At 60.5% G+C, this 21,809-nt stretch carries 19 protein-coding genes and 1 pseudogene; 10 read left to right on the top strand and 10 right to left on the bottom strand.

The genetic code is table 11. The features are described 5' to 3' along the window. Positions 1–34: 34 nt before the first annotated feature. The 4 genes from gyrA to V7660_RS09420 all read right to left on the bottom strand — a co-directional run bounded on the left by gyrA (position 35) and on the right by V7660_RS09420 (position 5,327). Positions 35–2,827, bottom strand: a complete 2,793-nt coding sequence (gene gyrA, locus V7660_RS09405) for a DNA gyrase subunit A (protein ID WP_335602826.1) — start codon at positions 2,825–2,827, stop codon at positions 35–37. A 132-nt stretch (positions 2,828–2,959) separates the two neighbouring features. Then, complete coding sequence (gene blaOXA / locus V7660_RS09410; RefSeq protein ID WP_335602827.1) at positions 2,960–3,820, bottom strand: OXA-1090 family carbapenem-hydrolyzing class D beta-lactamase; 861 nt, start codon at positions 3,818–3,820, stop codon at positions 2,960–2,962. Position 3,821: 1 nt separating this feature from the next. Beyond that, a complete protein-coding gene (gene ssb / locus V7660_RS09415) occupies positions 3,822–4,301 on the bottom strand; it encodes a single-stranded DNA-binding protein (RefSeq protein ID WP_335602828.1) in 480 nt (159 codons plus the stop codon). Positions 4,302–4,493: 192 nt separating this feature from the next. Beyond that, a complete protein-coding gene (locus V7660_RS09420) occupies positions 4,494–5,327 on the bottom strand; it encodes a sterol desaturase family protein (RefSeq protein ID WP_335602829.1) in 834 nt (277 codons plus the stop codon). A gap of 219 nt (positions 5,328–5,546) precedes the next feature. Between V7660_RS09420 and uvrA the strand changes: the two genes are divergently transcribed. Next, entirely contained in the window at positions 5,547–8,621 is a 3,075-nt protein-coding gene (uvrA, locus tag V7660_RS09425) for an excinuclease ABC subunit UvrA (protein ID WP_335602830.1), read from the top strand. A 12-nt stretch (positions 8,622–8,633) separates the two neighbouring features. Here the strand turns inward: uvrA and V7660_RS09430 are convergent, their stop codons facing one another. The 3 genes from V7660_RS09430 to V7660_RS09440 all read right to left on the bottom strand — a co-directional run bounded on the left by V7660_RS09430 (position 8,634) and on the right by V7660_RS09440 (position 11,436). Then, positions 8,634–9,569, bottom strand: a complete 936-nt coding sequence (locus V7660_RS09430) for a hypothetical protein (RefSeq protein ID WP_335602831.1) — start codon at positions 9,567–9,569, stop codon at positions 8,634–8,636. A gap of 14 nt (positions 9,570–9,583) precedes the next feature. Next, complete coding sequence (locus V7660_RS09435) at positions 9,584–10,567, bottom strand: hypothetical protein (protein ID WP_335602833.1); 984 nt, start codon at positions 10,565–10,567, stop codon at positions 9,584–9,586. Between the two features lie 65 nt (positions 10,568–10,632). Continuing rightward, positions 10,633–11,436 (bottom strand): hypothetical protein, encoded by an 804-nt coding sequence (locus V7660_RS09440; RefSeq protein WP_335602834.1) that lies wholly within the window; start codon positions 11,434–11,436, stop codon positions 10,633–10,635. Positions 11,437–11,531: 95 nt separating this feature from the next. On the opposite strand from V7660_RS09440, the gene trmFO reads away from it, so the two are divergent. Together trmFO and V7660_RS09450 are read left to right on the top strand one after the other, a co-directional pair. Further along, a complete protein-coding gene (trmFO, locus tag V7660_RS09445) occupies positions 11,532–12,935 on the top strand; it encodes a methylenetetrahydrofolate--tRNA-(uracil(54)-C(5))-methyltransferase (FADH(2)-oxidizing) TrmFO (protein ID WP_335602836.1) in 1,404 nt (467 codons plus the stop codon). A 2-nt stretch (positions 12,936–12,937) separates the two neighbouring features. Then, positions 12,938–13,693 carry a 7-carboxy-7-deazaguanine synthase QueE gene (locus V7660_RS09450; RefSeq protein ID WP_335602837.1) on the top strand — a complete coding sequence of 252 codons (756 nt, stop codon included), beginning with the start codon at positions 12,938–12,940 and terminating at the stop codon, positions 13,691–13,693. A gap of 3 nt (positions 13,694–13,696) precedes the next feature. On the opposite strand, the gene V7660_RS09455 is transcribed toward V7660_RS09450, so the two are convergent. Then, positions 13,697–14,437 carry a glutaredoxin family protein gene (locus V7660_RS09455; protein WP_335602838.1) on the bottom strand — a complete coding sequence of 247 codons (741 nt, stop codon included), beginning with the start codon at positions 14,435–14,437 and terminating at the stop codon, positions 13,697–13,699. Positions 14,438–14,515: 78 nt separating this feature from the next. After that, on the bottom strand, positions 14,516–15,163 hold the full coding sequence (locus V7660_RS09460; protein WP_335602839.1) for a squalene/phytoene synthase family protein: 648 nt from the start codon (positions 15,161–15,163) through the stop codon (positions 14,516–14,518). Positions 15,164–15,228: 65 nt separating this feature from the next. Here V7660_RS09460 and V7660_RS09465 point away from each other — a divergent pair, with 65 nt between their 5' ends. From V7660_RS09465 to V7660_RS09475, 4 genes and pseudogenes are all read left to right on the top strand, one after another. Beyond that, positions 15,229–15,837: a superoxide dismutase gene (locus V7660_RS09465; protein ID WP_335602840.1), complete on the top strand. Its 609-nt coding sequence runs from the start codon at positions 15,229–15,231 to the stop codon at positions 15,835–15,837. 43 nt (positions 15,838–15,880) lie between these two features. Beyond that, positions 15,881–15,943 (top strand): annotated as a pseudogene (locus tag V7660_RS17255) (zinc-ribbon domain-containing protein); the annotation flags it as partial. An 87-nt stretch (positions 15,944–16,030) separates the two neighbouring features. Continuing rightward, on the top strand, positions 16,031–16,543 hold the full coding sequence (locus V7660_RS09470; protein WP_335602841.1) for a hypothetical protein: 513 nt from the start codon (positions 16,031–16,033) through the stop codon (positions 16,541–16,543). 195 nt (positions 16,544–16,738) lie between these two features. After that, complete coding sequence (locus V7660_RS09475) at positions 16,739–18,268, top strand: DEAD/DEAH box helicase (protein ID WP_335602842.1); 1,530 nt, start codon at positions 16,739–16,741, stop codon at positions 18,266–18,268. 70 nt (positions 18,269–18,338) lie between these two features. Here V7660_RS09475 and V7660_RS09480 read toward each other — a convergent pair whose 3' ends face one another. Continuing rightward, positions 18,339–19,775, bottom strand: coding sequence for a coniferyl aldehyde dehydrogenase (locus V7660_RS09480; RefSeq protein ID WP_335602843.1), 1,437 nt, complete (start codon positions 19,773–19,775; stop codon positions 18,339–18,341). A 148-nt stretch (positions 19,776–19,923) separates the two neighbouring features. Between V7660_RS09480 and V7660_RS09485 the strand changes: the two genes are divergently transcribed. From V7660_RS09485 to V7660_RS09495, 3 genes are all read left to right on the top strand, one after another. Further along, complete coding sequence (locus V7660_RS09485; RefSeq protein WP_335602844.1) at positions 19,924–20,721, top strand: enoyl-CoA hydratase/isomerase; 798 nt, start codon at positions 19,924–19,926, stop codon at positions 20,719–20,721. A 92-nt stretch (positions 20,722–20,813) separates the two neighbouring features. Continuing rightward, positions 20,814–21,308, top strand: a complete 495-nt coding sequence (locus V7660_RS09490; RefSeq protein ID WP_335602845.1) for a DUF3291 domain-containing protein — start codon at positions 20,814–20,816, stop codon at positions 21,306–21,308. Next, positions 21,308–21,808, top strand: coding sequence for a SixA phosphatase family protein (locus V7660_RS09495; RefSeq protein ID WP_335602846.1), 501 nt, complete (start codon positions 21,308–21,310; stop codon positions 21,806–21,808). The genes V7660_RS09490 and V7660_RS09495 overlap by 1 nt, the downstream gene beginning before the upstream one ends. Position 21,809: the final 1 nt, after the last annotated feature.

Raw genomic sequence — 21,809 nt, forward strand, 5'->3', positions numbered from 1 at the left:
CCCGCCTTTCAGGTCCGTTTTTTTGGCGCGGGATTTACTCTCCCGCGTCTTCGGCACCATCCATAGCGGTTTCAGCGTCTTCCACAAGCCGTGCGACAGAAACGACGCGCTCGCCTTCGGCCGTACGCAGCACCCAGACACCACCCGTAGACCGGCCCGCAATGCGGATCTGCTCAACGGGCGTGCGGATCAGTTGCCCCGCATCCGTCACCAGCATGACCTGGTCGCCATCGCCCACCGTGAAGGATTGCGCGACCTGCTTGACCGGGCCCTGCTTCTTGTCGCGTCCCCAGATGTTCTGGGCGACGAGGCCTTTGCCGCCGCGCCCGGTAACCCGGTAATCATAGGCGGATGAGCGCTTGCCCATGCCGTCATCGGCGATGGTCAGGATGAACTCCTCGGCAGCGCCCAGTTCGGCGATACGCTCAGCGCTCAGCGCGGCTTCTGCAACGGTCTCTTCGCCATCATCCTCGGAGATTTCCTCTTCCTCGCCGGTGGCAGCGCGCCGCATGGCGGCGGCGTGCTTCAGATACCCACGCGCCTCTTCAGAGGTCACGTCGATATGACGCAGGATGCCCATGGAGATGACCTCGTCACCGTCGCCCAGACGGATACCCCGGACACCGGTGGAGTTGCGGCCGGCGAAGACGCGCACATCCGGCACCGCAAAGCGGATACACTGGCCGAGCGCCGTCGTCAGCAGGATGTCATCCTTCTCCGAACAGATCTTCACCGAGACAATGCCGTCGCCCTCATCGAGCTTCATGGCGATCTTGCCATTGCGGTTCACGCGGATGAAATCCGACAATTTGTTGCGGCGGACTGTACCGGTCTTGGTGGCAAACATGACGTCCAGCTCGTTGCGGGACTCGTCATCCTCAGGCAGCGGCATGACGCTTTCGATGCGCTCATCGGCGGCCAGCGGGAAGATGTTGACCAAGGCCTTGCCGCGGGAGTTCGGTCCGCCAATCGGCAGGCGCCAGACCTTTTCCTTGTAGACCATGCCGGCCGACGAGAAGAACAGGACTTCGGTATGCGTCGTCGCCGAGAACACGTTCACGACGAAATCCTCGTCCTTCATGTTCATGCCGGAGCGGCCCTTGCCTCCGCGATGCTGCGTCCGATAGGTCGAGAGCGGGGTACGCTTGACGTATCCGCCATGCGTCACGGCCACGACCATCTCCTCGACCTCGATGAGGTCCTCGTCTTCCATGTCGATGCCGCCAAAGGCGAATTCCGACCGGCGCGGCACAGCAAATTTCTCTTTCACTTCAGAGAGTTCGCCTTTGATGATATCCAGCACACGCTGGCGCGAGCGCAGGATGCCGAGATATTCCTCGATCTTCTCGGACAGACCCTTGGCCTCGTTGCCGATCTCGTCACGGCCGAGGCCGGTCAGGCGAGACAGTTGCAATGCCAGAATCGCGCGGGCCTGCTCATCGGACAGATAGATCGTGTCGCCGTCGCCCTTGCGGGTGCGGCGGTCTGCGATCAGGTCGAGCAGCGGGCCCATGTCCATGATCGGCCAGGCTTTTTCGAGCAGCGCCTCACGGGCGGCGTTCGGGTCGGGCGAGTAGCGGATGATGCGAATGACTTCGTCGATATTCGCGACGGCCATTGCCAGGCCGACCAGGAGGTGGGCGCGGTCGCGTGCCTTGTTCAGCTCGTGCTTTGTCCGCCGGACCACGACTTCCTGACGGAAGGTGATGAAGCAATCGAGCACCTTGCGCAGGTTCATCAGCTCCGGCCGGCCACCATTCAGAGCCAGCATGTTGACGCCAAAGCTCGTCTGCATCTGGCTGAATCGAAAGAGCTGGTTGAGCACGACTTCGGCGCTTGCATCCTTCTTCAGTTCGACGACGACCCGAATGCCATTGCGGTCGGATTCGTCGCGCAAATCGGAGATGCCCTCAATCCGTTTCTCGCGCACAAGCTCCGCGATCTTCGTGATCATCGCGGCCTTGTTCACCTGATACGGAATCTCGGTCACGATGATGGCCTGACGGCCATTCTTGGCTTCCTCGATGTCGGTCTTGGCGCGCATGATGACGCTGCCACGGCCCGTGGTCATCGCCTTGCGGCTGCCGGACATGCCCATGATCTGGCCGCCGGTCGGGAAATCCGGACCGGGCACGATTTCGAGCAGGGCCTCTTCGTCCAGCGTCGGATCTTCGATGATTGCCAGCGTCGCGTCGATCACTTCGCCGAGATTATGCGGCGGGATATTTGTCGCCATGCCGACCGCGATGCCGCCAGCACCATTGACCAGCAGGTTCGGATACTGCGCCGGCAGGACAATCGGCTCTTTCTGGGACCCGTCATAATTGTCCTGGAAGTCGACCGTGTCCTTGTCGATGTCGGCGAGCAAATGGGTCGCCACTTTCGTCATCCGGCTTTCGGTGTAACGCATGGCAGCCGGCGGATCATTGTCGATCGAACCGAAATTGCCCTGACCGTCAACGAGGGTTGCGCCCATCGAGAAGGGCTGGGCCATGCGCACCAGCGCATCATAGATCGCGGAGTCGCCGTGCGGGTGGTAATTACCCATCACCGAACCAACGATATTGGCGGATTTCTTGTAGGGTTTGCTGGGCGTGTTGCCGCCCTCATTCATCGCATAGAGAATGCGGCGGTGAACGGGTTTCAGGCCGTCGCGCACATCTGGTAGCGCCCGGCTCACGATGACGCTCATCGCATAGTCGAGATAGGAGCTTTTCAGCTCGGATTCGATGGAAATCAGCTCAATGCCGTCCGGAAGGGGCGCGCTGCCCTCGCCGCCATTTTCAGGCGTTTCCGGCTCGTCCGGCGGAGTTGTGTCGTCGCTCATGGAGAATTCGTCCTGGCTACGGTGAAATTAACGGGAATCACCTGTTCCGATACAGGATCATGTTTAGCATCCCGCCGTCATTGAAACAAATGCGACAGGGCCAAAATAGCAGTAATTACGGGCGAAAACGCCTCAATCAGGGGTCTCTGACGGGGGCGTCATAGCCCCAATGGCCTCGAGCGCCTTCTGCACGGCGTCCCGACGGGTTTTCAGCGCCGGATTGTCGGCGTCCATGTTCATGTTGAACGCAAAGGCATAGGTGCCCGGCGCAGTGCCGCCGGTCTGCTCCAGCCAGCCCGCATACCAGCCGATATCCGTCTCGCCCGGAACACTTTTCCAGCCGGTCTTGGCATGAATTGACCAGCCATCGCCCTCTTCGGCCAGCATCATGGGAAGGGCGTGTTCATAGGTGCGCGCAGAGAGCGGCAGCGTCCGAGCGGACACTCTTGCCAGGAACGCCACCTGCTCGCGCGCAGAAATCTTCAGGGGGCCTTTCAGCCAATAGGTCTGAATGTCCGCCTCACCGCCCGTATCGGCATTGCCATAGCCAAATCTGGTCAGCCAGTCGCCGAGCGTAGCGCTGCCAATGCGCGGGGTAATTGTCTGGTAAATCCACACGGTGGAGCGCTGGAACGCCGTCGCAAAGTCCTGGCTCTCATTCCAGCTTGGCAGGAACCGCGTCTCGCCATCCCAGTCAAACCATTCGTCCGGCCCGCTGACCGCGCCGGTCTCCAGGGCAATCAGCGTGTGCGGGATCTTGGAAGTCGAGGCCGCCACGAACCGTTTGGCAGGCCGTTCGCCGCTGCTGGTCCATGTCCGGCCGTCTTCCAGCCGATAGACAACGAGCGCCGCCGTGTCTGGTGTCAGGGATTCCCCTGCGAGGATGTCATCAAGGCTCCCGACCGGAGGGAGCGGGGAGGACTGGCAGGCGCACAGCACAGCGACCAGAGCGGCCGCGAACCAGTGCGCAGGATGCCAGCCCGCACGCTTCATCCTAGAATGGGATTTCGTCGTCGAGATCCTGGCTGAAGCTCTCCTCTGGGCCGCTCATCTGGCGCGGACCGCCACTCTGGCCCTGATAACCGCCGAAATCATTGCCGGATGACCGGCCACCGCCTTCATTGCGGCTGTCCAGCATGGTCAGCGTGGAATTGAAGCCACGCAGCACGACTTCAGTCGTGTAGCGGTCCTGGCCATCCTTGTCCTGCCATTTGCGGGTCTCAAGCTGGCCCTCGATATAGAGCTTGGAGCCCTTCTTGATGTAGTTCTGAACGACGCGGACGAGACCTTCGCTGAACACCGAGACGCGGTGCCATTCGGTCTTTTCCTTGCGCTCGCCGGTATTCTTGTCTTTCCAGGTTTCGGACGTGGCGAGCGAGAAGCTGGCCACCTGACCGCCATTCTGGAACTGGCGGACTTCCGGATCCTGCCCAACATTGCCGACAAGAATGACCTTATTCACTGATCCTGCCATGGTTCCAACTCCGCTCCGATCTGTTTCGCTTTCGATTCGAATTCGCTTTTACCCTGCAATGGCCAGCCTGTCGCCCGTAAGGGTGAGAATTCCCCTGCCTTCCGCACAACCCCGCTACCCTGTGCCCAAGCATAAAGTTTGTTCGCTATTTGTTCTTACCGTTGCATCATCAGAGAGGCAAGCCCTGATTTGCTAGCTGTTCCGGAGAAGGCGCTGGCGCAATGGGGGAACGGCTTCCGCGAGAGTCTTGAGCGGCCAAGCATAGTTGAGCAGCAAATTCTGTTCCGGACCATCCTTCACGCCGAGGTCGTGATGGCACACACCGGGCAGGTAGTACGTGCCGAACAGCGTATCCCACAGGCTGAACATGTTCGCGAAATTCTTGCCATAGGCCTCCGGCACGTCGGCATGGTGCCAGCGGTGCAAGCGCGGAGAATTGAGGATTCGGTTCAACGGCCCCCAATGATAGTCGGCATCAAGGTGCACGAAGCGGTTGTAGAAGGGGATGAACAGGCCAGCGAGGCCCGCCAGTACTGGCGGCAATGACATCACTGTTGCGACCATGAGGAAGGAGGCAGCCATGATTATCAGTTCGATGATATGCATGCGCACCGACGTCGTATTGTTCATCACCGTGTCGGAATGATGGATCACGTGCGACGGCCAGAGCCATTTCGTGTGCATCAAGCGGTGTACCCAATAATCTGAAAAGTCAGCCAGCATCACGGCGAGCAGCACCACCAGCCAAGCCGGTAGAGCCTGCCACAGCGCCGGATCAAGCCTCCAGATGCCGCCAGCATCCATAAACTGCTGGAGGGGGCCGAGTGTCAGGGCAATAAAGGGGGCTAGGGCCGAATTGACCAGCATCAGCGCCGTATTCACCCGCACGCTTTCGGTCAGGCCGGATGACCAATTGAATGCGGCCTTTCCCTTTTTCAGAAATGCGAGCGCCGTGAAGATCAGGAAGGGCGCCACGAACAGCGGCAAGGCCACGTTCAGCAATCTCTCCATCACAACCTGCATCATCCCGCCTGCGCTCCCTCAAACTCCAGGGGCAGGTTTACCGGCTCATGGTTGAGGTCCCGCTCAGACATTGCATGAAATTTCATATAATTTGCCGGAATTGGGGTCTTTTTCGCAGCGTTTACGGTAGTTCCGCATTTGTTCTTGTGGAACGATCAGATTCGCGGCACACATTGTCTTGCGTAGCCTCCCAAAGCCCAAACTTTTCAAGAGAGCCCCAGAATGGCCGAGTCTCCCTTCATCCGCGTGCGCGGCGCCAAGGAACACAATCTCAAGAATGTCGACGTGGATATCCCCCGCGGCGAGCTGGTCGTGATGACCGGCCTGTCGGGTTCGGGGAAATCCTCGCTCGCCTTCGACACGATCTATGCCGAGGGCCAGCGCCGCTATGTCGAAAGCCTGTCGGCCTATGCGCGCCAGTTCCTGGAGCTGATGCAGAAGCCGGATGTCGAGAGCATCGAAGGCCTCTCGCCCGCGATCTCGATCGAGCAGAAGACGACCAGCCGCAATCCGCGCTCGACCGTCGGCACGGTCACCGAGATTTATGACTATATGCGCCTACTCTGGGCACGCGTCGGCATTCCTTATTCGCCGGCCACGGGCCTGCCCATCGAAAGCCAGACCGTCAGCCAGATGGTCGACCGCACCATGGATCTGCCGGAAGGCACGCGCCTCTACCTGCTGGCGCCCATCGTCCGTGGACGGAAAGGGGAGTATCGCAAGGAATTCGCCGAGCTGCTGAAGAATGGCTATCAGCGCGTGAAAGTGGATGGTGAGTTCCACGAATTGGAAAACCCGCCCAAGCTGGACAAGAAATTCAAGCATGACATCGACGTCGTGGTTGACCGGATTGTCGTGCGCGAAGGCATGGAACAGCGCCTCGCCGAAAGTTTCGAAACGGCCATCGGCCTCGCCAATGGCATTGCCATCGGCGAATATGCTGATCTGGAAGACGGCGAGACCGAGCCGAAGCGCATCACTTACAGCGCCAATTTCGCCTGTCCGGTCTCCGGCTTCACCATTCCCGAGATCGAGCCGCGCCTGTTCTCGTTCAACAATCCGTTTGGCGCCTGCCCGACCTGTGACGGTCTTGGCGAACAGCTGAAAGTGGATGCCGGCCTGGTTGTTCCGGACAAGGATCTTGACCTGCTGAATGGCGCGATCGCGCCCTGGGCCAAGTCAACCTCCCCCTATCAGACACAGACCCTGCAGGCCTTGTCCGCGCATTACCGGTTTGACCTCAAGAAGCCTTGGAACAAACTGCCGGAGGACATCCACCAGATGATCCTGTTCGGCACGGGCGAGGAAGAAATCAATTTCGTCTATGACGACGGCATGCGCCGCTATGAGGTGAAGAAGACGTTCGAGGGCGTCATTCCGAACCTTGAGCGCCGCTACCGTGAAACCGACAGCCAGTGGGTGCGCGACGAGATCGCGAAATTCCAGGCGGCCGCGCCCTGCCCGGCCTGCGGCGGCAAGCGTCTGAAACCCGAAGCGCTGGCGGTGAAGATCAACAGCCTCGATATTTCGGATGCCTCGGTTTTCTCGATCAAGGATGCCCACACATGGTTCGGCAAGGTCCACACATCGCTGACCAAGCAGCAGAACGAGATTGCCGGACGCATCCTGAAGGAAATCAATGACCGGCTCGACTTCCTCAATGATGTCGGTCTCGAATATCTGACGCTCAGCCGCGCCTCGGGCACGCTGTCCGGCGGGGAGAGCCAGCGCATCCGGCTCGCCAGCCAGATCGGCTCCGGCCTGACCGGCGTGCTCTACGTGCTCGACGAGCCGAGCATCGGCCTGCACCAGCGCGACAATGACCGCCTGCTGGAAACCCTGAAACGCCTGCGCGACCTCGGTAACTCCGTGATCGTCGTGGAGCATGACGAGGACGCAATCCTCACCGCCGACCATGTCATCGACATGGGCCCGGCTGCGGGCGTGCATGGCGGCCAGATCATCGCCGAGGGTACGCCAGACGAAGTGATGGCCAACCCGAAAAGCCTGACGGCCGACTATCTGAACGGCACCAAGGAAATCCCGATCCCGCCGCGCCGCCCGGTCGAGAAGGCCAAGCGCAAGGTGACGCTGAAGGGCGCAACCGGCAACAATCTGAAGAATGTCGACGCCACGATCCCTCTGGGCAGCTTCACCTGCATCACGGGCGTCTCCGGCGGCGGCAAGTCCACGCTGATCATCGAGACGCTCTACAAGGCGCTGGCCCGCAAGCTGAACGGCGCGTCCAGTCCGCCGCAGCCTTACCAAAGCCTCGAAGGCCTGCAGCATCTCGACAAGGTCATCGACATCGACCAGAGCCCGATCGGCCGCACGCCGCGCTCGAACCCGGCCACCTATACCGGCGCCTTCGGCCCGATCCGCGACTGGTTCGCCGGCCTGCCGGAAGCCAAGGCGCGTGGCTATGCGCCCGGCCGGTTCAGCTTCAATGTGAAGGGCGGCCGCTGCGAAGCCTGTCAGGGCGATGGTGTCATCAAGATCGAGATGCACTTCCTGCCGGACGTCTATGTCACCTGCGAAACCTGCAAGGGCAAACGCTACAATCGCGAAACGCTGGAAGTCCTGTTCAAAGGCAAGTCCATCGCGGATGTGCTGGACATGACGGTCGAAGATGCGGCGAAATTCTTCTCCGCTGTCCCCGCCATTGCGACCAAGCTCGACACGCTGAACGAAGTTGGCCTTGGATACGTGAAGGTCGGCCAGCAAGCCACGACCTTGTCAGGTGGTGAGGCCCAGCGCGTCAAGCTCGCCAAGGAACTCTCCAAGCGCGCAACCGGCAAGACGCTTTACATTCTCGACGAGCCAACCACCGGCCTGCATTTCGAGGATGTCCGCAAGCTGCTCGAAGTGCTCCACTCGCTTGTCGATACCGGCAACACGGTCGTCGTGATCGAGCACAATCTGGATGTCGTGAAGACGGCGGACTGGGTGCTGGACCTCGGCCCCGAAGGCGGCGATGGCGGCGGAGAACTGGTCGCTTTCGGTACGCCGGAAGACATTGCCGCGTGTGAGGACAGCTGGACCGGCAAGCACCTCGCCGAGACCTTCCGCCGTCAGGATGAGCGCCGCGCCGCACGCAACAAGCGCCTGCGAGCTGAGAGCACGAGCAAGGCAAAGCCCGCCGCCAAACCAAAGAAGGCCGCGGCCAAGGCCCCCGCGAAACCGAAAGCTGTAGCAAAACCGAAAACCAAAGCGCGCGCAAAAGCTACGACCAAGACAACGCCAAACGCCAAGAGCCCGGCAAAGCGGAAATCCCGTTCGCCGAGCCCTGCCAAATAGGCGATTGCCGCGCTAGACGAAGGTTTCGTTGATCGCGTCTGTATCCGTCCAGTTCGGGTCGGTCTTCGCAGCCAAGGCTGCGGGGCCACCGAACACGTGCATCATCGCACCCGCCAGTCCGACATAGACCAAGCCGAAGATGATGGCTGGAATGATAAAGCCCGGCGTGGCGAAGGCAGCGATGACCTCAGCAGGATCATCCGAGCCGCTTTGCATCACCGGCATCAGCGACATGACCGCTGTCACGGCGAACACCATATAGAGCACCATCATGACGACCATCATGATCAGGCCCAGCACGAGCCAACTGCCGATCAGGGTCCACACTTTGCCCTTGGTCACGCGCCACGCGCTGCCAAACTGGATCTTGCGGTCGCGGATCGTAAGGGCGGCCGCCGGTGAGAAGCGCACCATGATCCAGATCGCCAGGACGATATAGGCAACAAATATCACGAATGTCACCAGCGCCGTGATCACAGCCCCGTCGCTTCCCAGGGCCAGTCCCAGAGAGATCGGGATAAGCATCAGAAGGAACATCGCGATATAGAGGGCAAGTATCAGGCCGATCCAGAACAGACCGACAACCAGCAGCCGGCCTTCATCTGCGCCCAGTTTCAGGCTGAAGCCTTCGGCCCGCATATAGCGACGCTGGCTTGATGCTTCAAACATCATCCAGAGCAGAATTCCGGCCACAAAGGCGACCAGATACCCGATCGCAACCCGGCCCATGTTTTCCAGCATGACCTGATCCATCAGATCCGGGTCTTCCATGACGAGCGGATTAAAGGCGGCCGCATAGATCGGGGTCATCAGGTACATGCTGAGCCCCTGGACCACGATTGCGCACAGCGCATAGGCCAGCGCAAACTTCCAGAGAAACCCTTTCGGTCCCCCCGTCTTGTTGAAATGCCCCATCGCATTCCCGACTGAAAATTCCAGAGTGTTCATCAGATGCCCTCCCTCTAACTGAACGTATCCACGCGATAGGTATCGTCCACACTGCCGCGCGGATCATGCCGTGCGGCGAACGCGGCTGGTGCGCCGGCGACATGCATGAGCAGACCCGACAGGAACAGGCGCGCGATCATGTAGATCGCCAACGCAACGATCACCCCGCCGCTCATAAAGGCCGCAACTATGTCTTCACCCGTCTGAGCATTCTCAAGGGCGGGCGCCGCCGTGAACATCATCGGAAGCTGGAGCAGTTGGTCGGCGATGCTGACAACAATTCCGCCCACGATGGTGAGGATGAGATACGCCCCGAGGATTGGCCAGAACCGCCCACGCGACACATTCCAGGCATCGAGGAATCGGAACTCCCGGTCCTTGATGGTCAAAGCAAAGCATGGAGCAAGACGGGTCGCGAAGAAGACATAGATCAGGAACAGGACAAACCCCAGCCCGAACGCACCAAGGATCGGCCCGATGACGCGCCTCGCGATTTCATTCTCTGAAGCGCCTGCTTCAACCATGCCCACCGCGCCGAAGATTGAACTGAAAATCATGATGAATGGCACAATGGTGAAAAGGGTCTGCATGACCGCCCAACAGAACCCGACCGCCATGATTCGTACTTCATCCCCACCGAACCCAAGGGAAAAACGCTCGTCACGCACATAGCGCCGCTGCGAGGCGGCCTCGAACATGGCCCAGATGATCCAGCTGCCCAACGTGCCAAAGATCGCCCACCCGACCAGCGGCTGCATGGCGCCGAGAATCGCGGCGAATACGGCTTGAGGATCATCCTGTCCGACCGAGGCCTGTTCCAGCATCTCGATGGACTGGAACACCTGCACAAAATCATCCTTGGCAAAAATCAGGATCGCCAGGCTGAAAGCCGTGAACGCGCCCGCAAACGCGAGCGGAAACATCCAGAGGAAGCTTCGCGCATATGCCGCGCGAAATGCGAACATCAGCGCGCCATCAAACGAAAACCGGCTTGGCATCTGGCAGAGCCCCCCTGAACTGCTGATCAGGCGTCAGGATAGGGCGATTTATGTGACAGGCGCAATCACTCGGTGGTAGCCGTCTCCGGATGCAGCCGATGCAGGGCGGCCACCGCAAGGCCATGTCCGCCCAGCAGGAAGGGCACCAGCAGGGCCATGCCGACGGCGCCTGACAGGAAGGCGCCAAGGGCGCTGTCGCCCCAGACATTCCGCAAACCCCAATTGACCAGCACGGCCACGGCAAACGGCAGTATGTGCGTCACCAGCGCGCCGAGGCCGAGCCGCAGGGCGTGTCCCTTCGTCCAGGACCAGGTGCGGAACACCAGGGTCTGGCCTGTGGCGACGGTCGCCGCACCGATCAGCAACAGACGCAGCGCCATGTAGAATAGAACCGCAGCCCCGGCCACACAGGCGAGGATCAGGACAGCGCCATAAGCTGTAGGCAACATGTCGATCAAAGCCGCCTGAACCACGTCCGGCGGCGTTTCTGCATCGATTTCAACCCGGCCCGACGCCTTGAGCAGGATTCCGGGGAGGATCAACAGGAAGAAGCCGACGAAAGCACCCACAAACAGGAAGGCGACATAAATCGCCAGATTCGCATGGGCGAGGCGCAGGCGATCCCCTGTGCGCGTCTCCAGCATGGCGCGGTAGACCACGAGCGAGAATTCGATCCCGACGACAAACACGACGAGCGCCGCAATCGCGGGCGCTGCATCCCCGATTGCAGATCCGGGCCCTACCGCAAAGGTGTAGATGCCGCCTGCAACAATAAGAGCGAGCATGAGAACCAGGCTCGGCCGCGCGGCCCCCAGGGCCAACGACCATGCCTCTGCTACGAGGTCAGGAATAGAAAGCTTGCGAGTCATATCCGACTCCTTACACGCCCGGTCGCGGCCTCGCCACGGGGAATCACGGCAAACGCCACCTTGACGACGCCGCCCTTGCCCCGCACATCCGCCGCATGAGCATCAAACCTATTCATATCATCGGCGGCGGCATGGCCGGATCCGAGGCCGCATGGCAGGCCGCCAATGCAGGCGTGCCCGTCATCCTGCACGAAATGCGCGGCGTCAAAGGCACCGATGCCCACCAGACCGACAAGCTGGCCGAACTGGTCTGTTCCAACTCGTTCCGCTCGGATGACCATGTGTCGAACGCGGTCGGCGTGCTGCATGAGGAAATGCGCCGCGCGAACGGGCTGATCATGCATACGGCGGCCGAGCACCAGGTACCCGCCGGCAGCGCGCTGGCCGTGGACCGTGAAGGCTTTGCCGAGGCGGTTACCGCCAAGCTGGAAGCCCACCCGAACGTCACCATCGTCCGCGAGGAAATCGACGGTATCCCGCCCGAAGACTGGGACAGCGTGATCGTGGCCACCGGACCGCTCACCTCGCTAAAGCTCGCAGAAGCGATCCACGCCCATACCGGCGAGGATGATCTCGCTTTCTTCGATGCCATTGCGCCGATCGTCTATTTCGACTCCGTCGACATGACCAAGGCCTGGCGCCAGAGCCGCTATGACAAGCCCGGCCCCGGCGGCGACACGGCGGCCTACATCAACTGTCCGCTCGATGAAGACCAGTACAACGCCTTCATCGACGCGCTGATCTCGGGCGAGAAAACCGAGTTCAAGGAATGGGAAAAGAACACGCCTTACTTTGAAGGCTGCCTGCCCATCGAAGTTATGGCGGAACGCGGGCGCGAGACGCTGCGCTTCGGCCCCATGAAGCCGGTCGGCCTGACCAACCCCCATCAGCCGGACATCAAGGCGCATGCCATCGTCCAACTGCGCCAGGACAATGCCCACGGCACGCTCTGGAACATGGTCGGCTTCCAGACCAAGCTGAAATATGGCGCGCAGACCGATATCTTCCGCATGATCCCCGGCCTTGAAAAGGCAGAGTTTGCACGCCTTGGCGGCATCCATCGCAACACCTTCCTGAACTCACCCAAACTGCTCGACGAGCAGCTGCGCCTGAAGAGCCTGCCGCGCCTGCGCTTTGCCGGTCAGGTCACGGGCGTCGAAGGCTATGTCGAAAGCGCGGGCATGGGCTTGCTCGCCGGTCGCTTCGCCGCAGCAGAGCGTCTGGGCCAGCCCTTGGCGCCGCCGCCGGAGACGACCGCGCTCGGCTCGCTGATCCGCCACATCACCGGCGGCCATCTCGAAGGCAAGGCAACTTTCCAACCGATGAACGTCAATTTCGGCCTGTTCCCGGACATTGCCGATTTCCCGAAGCACGGGCCCGACGGCAAGCGCCTGCGTGGCAAGGACAAGGGCCGCGCGAAGAAGCGTGCGCAGGCTGTACGGGCATTGGAAGACTTTGATTCCTGGTTGTCGGCCACCAGCCTGGTCCCGGCGGAATAGACATGCGCCTCGCCGTCACAGAGCCCGGCGTGCCCGAGATCTTCCATTCGCTGCAGGGTGAGGGCGTCTCGGCCGGCAAGCCGAGCGTGTTTGTGCGCTTTTCCCAGTGTAACCTGCACTGCGTCTGGTGTGATACGGCCTATACATGGAATTTTCAGGGAACGGAGTTTTCCCATCGCGATGACCTGCCGGGCGCCCCGAAGAAATTCGACCGCGCTGCAGAGACCGTCGATGTATCTGTGGAGACGCTGGCCGAGAGACTGATCAGCCAGCCTTGCCGCCGCATCATCTTCACGGGCGGCGAGCCGCTGTTGCAACAGCGAGACCTCGGCGAACTGATCCAGCGCCTCAAGGGATTCGACCCAGACTTCTATATCGAGATCGAGACCAATGGCACGATCAAGCCCATCGGCCTCGCCGCACAGCTGATCGATCAATTTAACGTCTCCCCGAAGCTTGCCCATTCCGGCAATGCGGCCTCGATCCGGCTGAGGCCCGAAGTGCTCGACTTTTATGCCAGCGACCCGCGCGCGAACTTCAAGATTGTCGTGGCCAGTCCTTCAGACCTCGAGGAAGTTCACGCGCTCGTTGCCGAGGCTGGTATGCCAGCCAGCCGTGTATGGCTGATGCCCGAGGGCCGGACGCCAGCCGAACTTCGCGCGCGAGAGCCCTGGCTTGCCGAGGCGTGTCTTGAAGCCGGCTACAATTTTACCGACCGCCTGCACATACACCTGTATGGCGATACGCGCGGCACCTGAGCCTTACTTGGCCAGCATCCACACGGCCATCGCAATCATCATCAGGTTTTCGGTCAGTGAGACGAAGCCCAGCGGCACATTGCTGTCTCCACCGACACAGGCGCATTTCAGGTCCCGCTTTTCAATATAAACCGCGCGGAACACCGACACGGCGCCAATCGTGCCGATGAACAGGGCGACCGGCGCAGCGATGAAGATCAATGCGCCCGCAATCATCAACACGCCTGCCAGCAATTCCGCAAACGGATAGATATAGGCGTACCTGACCCATTTCCGTGCCAGCAGGTCATAGCCGAGAAACGAATTCGAAAAGCTTTCAAGGTCCCGCAATTTCTGGATGGCCAGGATGCACATACTGATCGCGATGAACCATTCTGCGGCGCGGACGGTCAGCAGGCTGCCATAGGCGGCCCAGCTGACAGCCAAAGCCATGAAAGCTGCCGACGCGAAGATGGCAATGACCGGCGTATAGGTCTTCTTGTCCTTGTCCTTCGCAGGCTGGCCGAAGAATTTCTTTAAGGCATCATACCCGCCGATCCGCTTTCCATCGATGAAAGTCTGAGGCGTCGTCTTCACATCATGCTCGCGCTTGAAGGCATCGGCCTCTTCGCGGCTGGTCAGAAGATGATCATCGACCGCATACCCTTTGCGGTTCAGAAGCGCCCGGCTTTTCAGTCCGAACGGACAGACATGCGACGGCGTTTTCATCCGGTAGAGACGGGCAACAGGTTTGCTGGCGGACATGGATCACTCCTTCACTGGGCAGGCAGAGGGCCGGGAATGAGGAACCAACGTGTCACGGCGTGACGAGTTGCGTTCCGATCAGACCTTGCCGCTGCGGATCGCCTGAAGCACGCAGAGCCGTTTCTGAATGGCGTTCGGCGTCTTGCCTTCGGTGTAGAGTTTGCGCAGCCGGAAATGCGCGATGGCTGGCCGGATCGGCTTCGGCGCAGGCGGCAGGATCGGACCGTATGCCTTGGAGTCAGAGCGGCGGGCGGCGGCAAAATAGGGCGCAACGTCCCGGATTTCCTCGGCCCAGCCATGCATCGGCGTCAGCACATGCGCCGCCGTCAGCGCCAGCCAGCCTTCCGGCTCCAACGCCCGGTCCTGAGCTTCAAAGGCGGCCTGATAACCATCAATCAGATCCTGCAGGGCGCGGGGTTTCAGGCGGCCCGCCTCGACCTCTTCCTTCAGGGCGCGGGCGACATCATGCTCACGCACCTTGCCCCCTTCGATCTCGGAAATGGCGTCTCGCCACCATTGGAACCTAATCAGGCCCAGCCCTTCCTCGGAGACCACCAGCCTGATCCGTGCCAGCTCATAGGCGAGCGCATAAAGGGCCGTCAGCGCCTGTCGTTGATCGTCCTTTGCATAGCGGCTGGAAATCCAGCGGTCCTCGTCTGCGCGAAGAATCCGCTTGTCGATCGCGGCCCATTGAGATTTGGAAAGAGGGCTGGTCGGGTTTGACATGCAACCCATATGTGGGAAGACGCGTAATTAGACCAGATACTTTGCTGCAAGAAAGGACGCCCAAAATGGCATTTTCCCTCCCTGATCTCCCATATGGACGCGACGCCCTGGCGCCGCACATCTCCGAGGAGACCTTGAACTTTCACCACGGCAAGCACCACGCCGCCTATGTCAAGAATCTCAACGGCCTGATCGAGGGCACCGACCTCGAAAACGAGTCGCTCGAATCCATCATCAAGAAAGCCGCAGCTGATAGCGGCAAGGCCGGCCTGTTCAACAATGCGGCCCAGGTCTGGAACCACACCTTCTACTGGCACTGCATGAAACCGGGCGGCGGCGACAAACCGCACGGCAAAGTGGCCGACCTGATTGATCGCGATCTGGGTGGTTACGACCAGTTCGTGAAGGATTTCAAGGCGGCTGGCGGCAGTCAGTTCGGCTCGGGCTGGGCCTGGCTGGTCTACAAGGGCGGCAAGCTGCACATCACCAAGACTCCGAACGCGGAAACGCCGGTCACCGACATCGACGCTACGCCGGTCCTGACCATGGATGTCTGGGAACACGCCTACTATCTCGATTACCAGAACAGCCGTCCAAACTATATGGACGCTTTCATCGACAATCTCATCAACTGGGATTTCGTGAACCAGAATCTCGCTGACGCGGGCGCCTGATTTGGGGTAAGGTCCCCTCGTCATATGTACGAGGGGATCTCCCATGTTTTGCACACATTGCGGACAGAAGCTGGGAGATGGCCACCGCTTCTGCGCCAATTGCGGGACAGCTGTTACAGACAGCGCGCACTCCGCCTCACCGCCATCCCTCCCTCCACAGATCGTTGACCCCAGCATAGACTGGCGAAACTCGATGAATGTGGGCGAAATCATCAATCACCCGGACGTCCGCGCGCGCGTGGTACGCGTCACCGGTGCCACGCCGCAGGGCATGACCGCCGAACAATTCTTCAAATACGCCGAACCGGTCTTGGCCGCAGCTGGCGCGGGTGGGCTGCCGCTCGCCGCCATGAAGGATATTGCCATCCCGATGTATGCCAGGATGGGTCTCAAGACGGATCGTGAACTGTCGCAAGGCTTTCGCAACACGTTCGGCGAGACCATGGCCGCCGTGGTTTGTTCGCTGGCCAGCCGCAGCCAGCCGATTGTCGATATTTCAGAAGCAGGCGATGGCTGCATCCTCAACTCCAAAATGGCGTCTTCGGTCTGGTCCTGGGAAGGCAATATGATCATCACGCTGGAATCGCGCGACGAGGGTACGCTGCTGACAGGCACAATTACCGTTCCCGGACAGGCCTTCGATTGGGGCCGGTCCAAGCGTGTGCTGCAGAATCTGATCGACGACGTCCAGCGCTATCGTGTCTGACCCGCGCGCCCTTGGGCGAAAGCTGGGGACGGCCCCTTCCATTTATCCACAATTTGGCTTATGTGCAGCGCAACACGACGCTCCGGGCATGGAATTCGCCCGGCCCGCCAAAAGCGCACTGAGGCGCTGAACGCGGGAAATTGCGGCTCTCAAGGCCGCCGGGTTAAATCAGAAACCATTCCAGGAACCATAAAATTGACTGACGTAACATTTGCAGACCTCGGCCTTGGGCCGAACGTACTTAAGGCTGTGGAAGAGGCGGGATATACAACGCCCACGCCGATCCAGGCGGAAGCCATCCCCCATATTCTTGCTGGCGGCGACGTCACGGGCATTGCCCAGACCGGCACCGGAAAGACGGCGGCTTTCGTGCTGCCGATGATCCACCGCCTGGCGCGCGGACGGGCTCGGGCCCGCATGCCCCGTTGCCTCATCCTCTGCCCGACGCGCGAACTGGCCGCGCAGGTGGCCGAAAACTTCGAGAAATATGGCAAGCACCTGAAACTCACCATGGCCCTGCTCATTGGCGGCGTCAGCTTCAAGGAACAGGAAGGCCTGCTCCAGCGCGGCGTCGACGTGCTAATCGCGACTCCCGGACGCCTGATGGACCAGTTCGAACGTGGCAAGCTGCTGCTGATGGGGGTGGACTACCTCATCATCGACGAAGCCGACCGCATGCTCGACATGGGCTTCATTCCTGACATCGAGAAGATCGTCTCCAAGATTCCAGCCAAGCGGCAGACTCTGCTGTTCTCGGCAACCTTCCCGACCGACATTCAGAGGCTTGCGAAAACCTTCCAGCGTGACCCGGTCAAGATCGAAGTTGCCCGCCCGACGGACGCAGCCAAGACGATCACACAGCACGTGGTCCACATTCCGACCAATGATGCCAAGGCCAAGCGCACCGCGCTGCGCCGCGTGATCGAATCCCGCGACGTGAAAAACGGCATCGTCTTCTGTAACCGGAAGGTCGAAGTCGATATCGTCGCGGCCTCGCTGCAAAAGCATGGCCACGACGCTGCCGCCATTCATGGCGACTTGCCGCAGGCGTTCCGCACCCAGGTGCTGCAGCGTTTCCGTGACGGCGACCTGAAGCTGCTCGTTGCATCCGATGTCGCCGCACGCGGGCTCGACATTCCGGACGTCGGGCATGTCTTTAACTATTCGCCGCCGCCCAAAGACGAGGATTACGTTCACCGGATCGGGCGGACCGGCCGCGCCGGACGCACGGGCGAAAGCTTCACGGTTGTATCGCCGTCTGACGAGAAATCCTGGGGCTTCGTCCTCAAAATGATCCAGCAGGATGTCGAGGACTATATGCCCGAGGGCCTGCTCGAGGAACTCGGAGACCTGCCACCGGACGAAAGTCGCAGCCGCGGCCGTTCCCGATCGGGAAGTCGTGACGACAAGTCACGCGGCAGTCGCTCGCGTAGCCGTCGGCGTGACGAGAACACCGACAAGCTGGAAGAGGCGACACCAGACGAGTCCAAGCCCAAGTCCGAACCTAAAGCCAAGGCTGAAGAGCCCAAGGCAAAGGCTGAGCCGAAATCCGATGTCAAAACGGACGACCGTCCGAACGAAAAGCCAAAGCGAGAGCGCGCAGCAAAGCCGAAACGCGACCGCGAACGGGACCGCAAGCGCAAGGACGACGATCCCATTCTCGATCCGGCCCCTGAAAAGGTCAAAGGCTTCGGCAACGATATTCCGGCCTTCCTGAAGCGCTAGTCCGAACAGGCTGCAAAAGAAAAAGCCCGCCAGCATTGCTGGCGGGCTTTCTTGTATCTGACTCTGGTGCCTAGCGCTTGATGCGGCCTTTCACCTGGCCGCGGAACTTGTCGCCATAGGGTGGGCGCATCATGGCGAGCAATTCGCTGCCCGTTTGTGTGTACACGGCTTTCTTGTGACTGAACTCCATGAAGCCGTCGCGGCCATGATAGCTGCCCATGCCGGAGGGGCCGACGCCGCCAAAAGGCAGGTCTTCCTGCGCGACATGGAAGATCACGTCATTCACGGTCACACCGCCGGACGTCGTATTGTTCAGGACATAATCCTTCTCGGTCGCGTCCTCACCGAAATAGTACAGGCCGAGCGGACGGTCATGCGAATTGATATAAGCCACGGCATCCTTGGTCTCGCCATAGGATTTGATCGGCAGGATCGGTCCGAAGATTTCGTCCTGCATCACTTTCAGATCATCGCCTGGATTGACGATGATGTGCGGTGGAATCTTGTGGTGAGGTTGCTGGGAGAAATTCTCTCCTGTCGGATTGATCTCGTGGACTTCGGCGCCCTTGTCGCGGGCCTCCTCGATATAGCTCATGATCCGGTCATAATGGCGCTGGTTCACGACCGAGGTGTAATCCTCATTATCCTTGAGACCAGATGGATACATTTTCTCGACGGCCTTGGTGGCGGCGCTGACGAATTCCGCCGTCTTTTCCTGAGGCACGAAGGCATAGTCCGGCGCCAGGCAGATTTGCCCCGCATTCAGCGTCTTGCCCGCCATGATCCGGCTGGCAGCCTTTTCCATATTTGCGGACCGGCCGAGCACGACCGGGCTCTTGCCGCCCAGCTCCAGCGTCAGGGGCACCAGATTGTCCGCCGCCGCCCGCATGACATGGTGGGCGATGGAGGTGGCGCCCGTGAAGATCATGTGATCGAAGGCAAGCTTCGAGAATTCGGCGCCAACATCCGGGCCACCGGTGATGACCGCGACTTCTTCCTCGTCATAATACTGAGCAAACAGCTGCTTCATCAGGTCCGACGTCGCCTCGGTGAATTCCGATGGCTTGATCATCGCGCGGTTGCCGGCGGCAAAGACGCCTGCAAGCGGCGCGAAAGTCAGGTTTACGGGGAAGTTCCACGGGCTGATCACGCCGATCACGCCTTTTGGCTGGAACTGGAGCTCGGCGCGCGAACCGAGCAGGCCGAGCGGGAATTCGGTCTTGCGCTTTTCCGGCCGCATCCATTTGGCAACATGCTTCTTCGAGAATTTCAGTGCGCCAATCGAGCCGGCAATGTCGGTCAGGGCGGACTGGTCCACGGAGCGGTGTCCGAAATCCTCGCGCATCGCTTCGCTCAGGGCATCCCCATGCGTGACCAGCAGGTCGATCGACTTGTCCAGCCATTCGATCCGCTTGGCGACAGATGGAATGCCATCGCGAATATGCGCGGCTTTCTGGCGGCTCAGAATGGAACTCATGCCGGATCCGGCAGCGCTATCAAGGGCCATGTGTCTCTTCCTCTGGGTCGTTTCCTCGCCGAAGTGTAGCGCGCATTGATCGCTGAACAAAATAAAAAACATTTCCGTTGGGTCAGGCGTTCACGCGGGGCGGACGACACAATAGGGTGGTAAAAAACACCCATCGGGAGCGAATTGCATGGCCTACACAAAGATTTCCTACGAGCTGAAAGGCGATATCGCCATCATCAGCTTCAATGACCCGTCCACGCTGAACGCCTGCGGCGTCGATACCGCCCAGGAATTGCTGCACGCCTTTGAAGTTGCCGCCGATGAAGCGCGCTGCACTATCCTGACCGGCGCCGGCCGTGGCTTCTGTTCCGGTGCCAATCTCGGTCCTGGCGGGCTCAGCGTGAAGCTCAGCCATGAAGGCTCCAAGCCCGATGCCGGCCGCGCCCTGACCACGCATTACAATCCGCTGATGCAGGCTATCCGGGAACATCCGCACCCGGTCATTACCGCTGTCAACGGACCTGCCGCCGGTGTCGGCTGTTCGCTGGCCCTGGCTGGTGACATCGTCGTGTGCGCGAAGAACGCCTATTTCCTGCAGGCATTCCGCCGCATTGGCCTTGTGCCGGATGGCGGATCAACCTGGCTGCTGGCCCGCACCATCGGCCGTGTACGCGCCATGGAAATGGCGCTGTTCGGTGACAAGGTTCCGGCCGAAAAGGCCATGGAATGGGGTATGATCAACCGCATCGTTGAAGACGACCAGCTGATGCCGACCGCCCTGGAAATGGCGGAAAAGCTGGCCACCGGCCCGACCATCGCCCTGTCGCTTGCCCGTGAACTGATCTGGAAAGCCTGCGAATCCGATTTCGACGAAGCGATCTATGACGAACGGCTGGCCCAGCGCACTGCGGGGCGTACGGACGATTTCAAGGAAGGCGTCAGCGCGTTCCTTCAGAAAAGGCCCGCTGAATTCAAGGGGAAATGATTCGAAGGGAGCCCCTTCAGGGTTTTGGTCTCTTTTAACAATTGCGAAACCGCTTTGTCATATCCCTGTCGGAATTGGACGGGGACACTTCAATGACAACAGAATATCGATTGATTCACTTCAATTGCGCGCGCCCATTGGGCGCCTTCAATATGGAGAATGAATTCGTTCGGGTATTCATGGCGATTCTGCCGCGCATCTTTTCGGATGCGGATTCGTTTGAAGGACTCCACTGGCACACGCATGGAATCCGGCGTCCCAATGGGGACTGGTACGGCATGCAGCATGCCTTTCCCTATCCCGATGGACTGGCGGCGCCAGACGTTTGCACCATGGCGGGATGGAAGTCGGTGGAAACGCTCAGGGAGTTCTCCTATGGCGGCCACACGCACCCGGCAGGCATGCGCCGCCTGGCCAACCAGCTTGACCGGTCCGACGGGGCGAGCTTTGTCTTGTGGTGGGCGCCACGCGGGGAGCACTTCACGATGCAGGACGGATGGGACAAGCTGCAATCCTTGCGTAAGAACGGGCCAACGAAGGATGCCTTCTCGCTCGACCATCTGATGGCCAAGCCGGTGGCCGCCTGATGCTGACGCGCCGCTTCGTCCTCGCCCTCCTGACCTCGGTCACACTCGCCGCCTGCGCCTCATCGCCGCCGCCGGAGGCGCGCCAGATCTATCTCGTGCGCCACGCTGAAAAAGCCACCGGCGACAATCCGCCCCTGACGCTGATAGGCCGCGCCCGCGCAGAGATCCTCGCAAACGAACTGAAAGATGCCGGTCTCACGGCGATCTACTCAACCGAGACCCGGCGCACACGTGAAACGGCGGTACCGATTGCCAGGGCAACGGGCCTCACAGTGTTGCCCTACGATGCAAGCAATCTGGAAACCTTTGCCAACATGCTCCGCGCGACGCCCGGAAACATCCTCGTGGTCGGCCATTCCAACACCACGCCGCAGCTCGTCAAAGAACTCGGCGGCAAGCCCGGCGCGCCGATTGTCGAGGCCACCGAATATGACCGGCTCTACGTTCTGACCGCAAATGGCCGGAGATTCCGGACCGAAATCCGCCGCTTCGGCGAGTAGG

It is taken from the genome of Hyphomonas sp. (assembly GCF_036964145.1).
GTDB lineage: Bacteria > Pseudomonadota > Alphaproteobacteria > Caulobacterales > Hyphomonadaceae > Hyphomonas.

Bases quoted from the DNA above. Each gene is read 5' to 3' on its own strand.
- gyrA (WP_335602826.1), bottom strand. From the start codon at position 2,827: ATGAGCGACGACACAACTCCGCCGGACGAGCCGGAAACGCCTGAAAAT.
- blaOXA (WP_335602827.1), bottom strand. From the start codon at position 3,820: ATGAAGCGTGCGGGCTGGCATCCTGCGCACTGGTTCGCGGCCGCTCTG.
- ssb (WP_335602828.1), bottom strand. From the start codon at position 4,301: ATGGCAGGATCAGTGAATAAGGTCATTCTTGTCGGCAATGTTGGGCAG.
- V7660_RS09420 (WP_335602829.1), bottom strand. From the start codon at position 5,327: ATGATGCAGGTTGTGATGGAGAGATTGCTGAACGTGGCCTTGCCGCTG.
- uvrA (WP_335602830.1), top strand. From the start codon at position 5,547: ATGGCCGAGTCTCCCTTCATCCGCGTGCGCGGCGCCAAGGAACACAAT.
- V7660_RS09430 (WP_335602831.1), bottom strand. From the start codon at position 9,569: ATGAACACTCTGGAATTTTCAGTCGGGAATGCGATGGGGCATTTCAAC.
- V7660_RS09435 (WP_335602833.1), bottom strand. From the start codon at position 10,567: ATGCCAAGCCGGTTTTCGTTTGATGGCGCGCTGATGTTCGCATTTCGC.
- V7660_RS09440 (WP_335602834.1), bottom strand. From the start codon at position 11,436: ATGACTCGCAAGCTTTCTATTCCTGACCTCGTAGCAGAGGCATGGTCG.
- trmFO (WP_335602836.1), top strand. From the start codon at position 11,532: ATGAGCATCAAACCTATTCATATCATCGGCGGCGGCATGGCCGGATCC.
- V7660_RS09450 (WP_335602837.1), top strand. From the start codon at position 12,938: ATGCGCCTCGCCGTCACAGAGCCCGGCGTGCCCGAGATCTTCCATTCG.
- V7660_RS09455 (WP_335602838.1), bottom strand. From the start codon at position 14,437: ATGTCCGCCAGCAAACCTGTTGCCCGTCTCTACCGGATGAAAACGCCG.
- V7660_RS09460 (WP_335602839.1), bottom strand. From the start codon at position 15,163: ATGTCAAACCCGACCAGCCCTCTTTCCAAATCTCAATGGGCCGCGATC.
- V7660_RS09465 (WP_335602840.1), top strand. From the start codon at position 15,229: ATGGCATTTTCCCTCCCTGATCTCCCATATGGACGCGACGCCCTGGCG.
- V7660_RS09470 (WP_335602841.1), top strand. From the start codon at position 16,031: ATGAATGTGGGCGAAATCATCAATCACCCGGACGTCCGCGCGCGCGTG.
- V7660_RS09480 (WP_335602843.1), bottom strand. From the start codon at position 19,775: ATGGCCCTTGATAGCGCTGCCGGATCCGGCATGAGTTCCATTCTGAGC.
- V7660_RS09485 (WP_335602844.1), top strand. From the start codon at position 19,924: ATGGCCTACACAAAGATTTCCTACGAGCTGAAAGGCGATATCGCCATC.
- V7660_RS09490 (WP_335602845.1), top strand. From the start codon at position 20,814: ATGACAACAGAATATCGATTGATTCACTTCAATTGCGCGCGCCCATTG.
- V7660_RS09495 (WP_335602846.1), top strand. From the start codon at position 21,308: ATGCTGACGCGCCGCTTCGTCCTCGCCCTCCTGACCTCGGTCACACTC.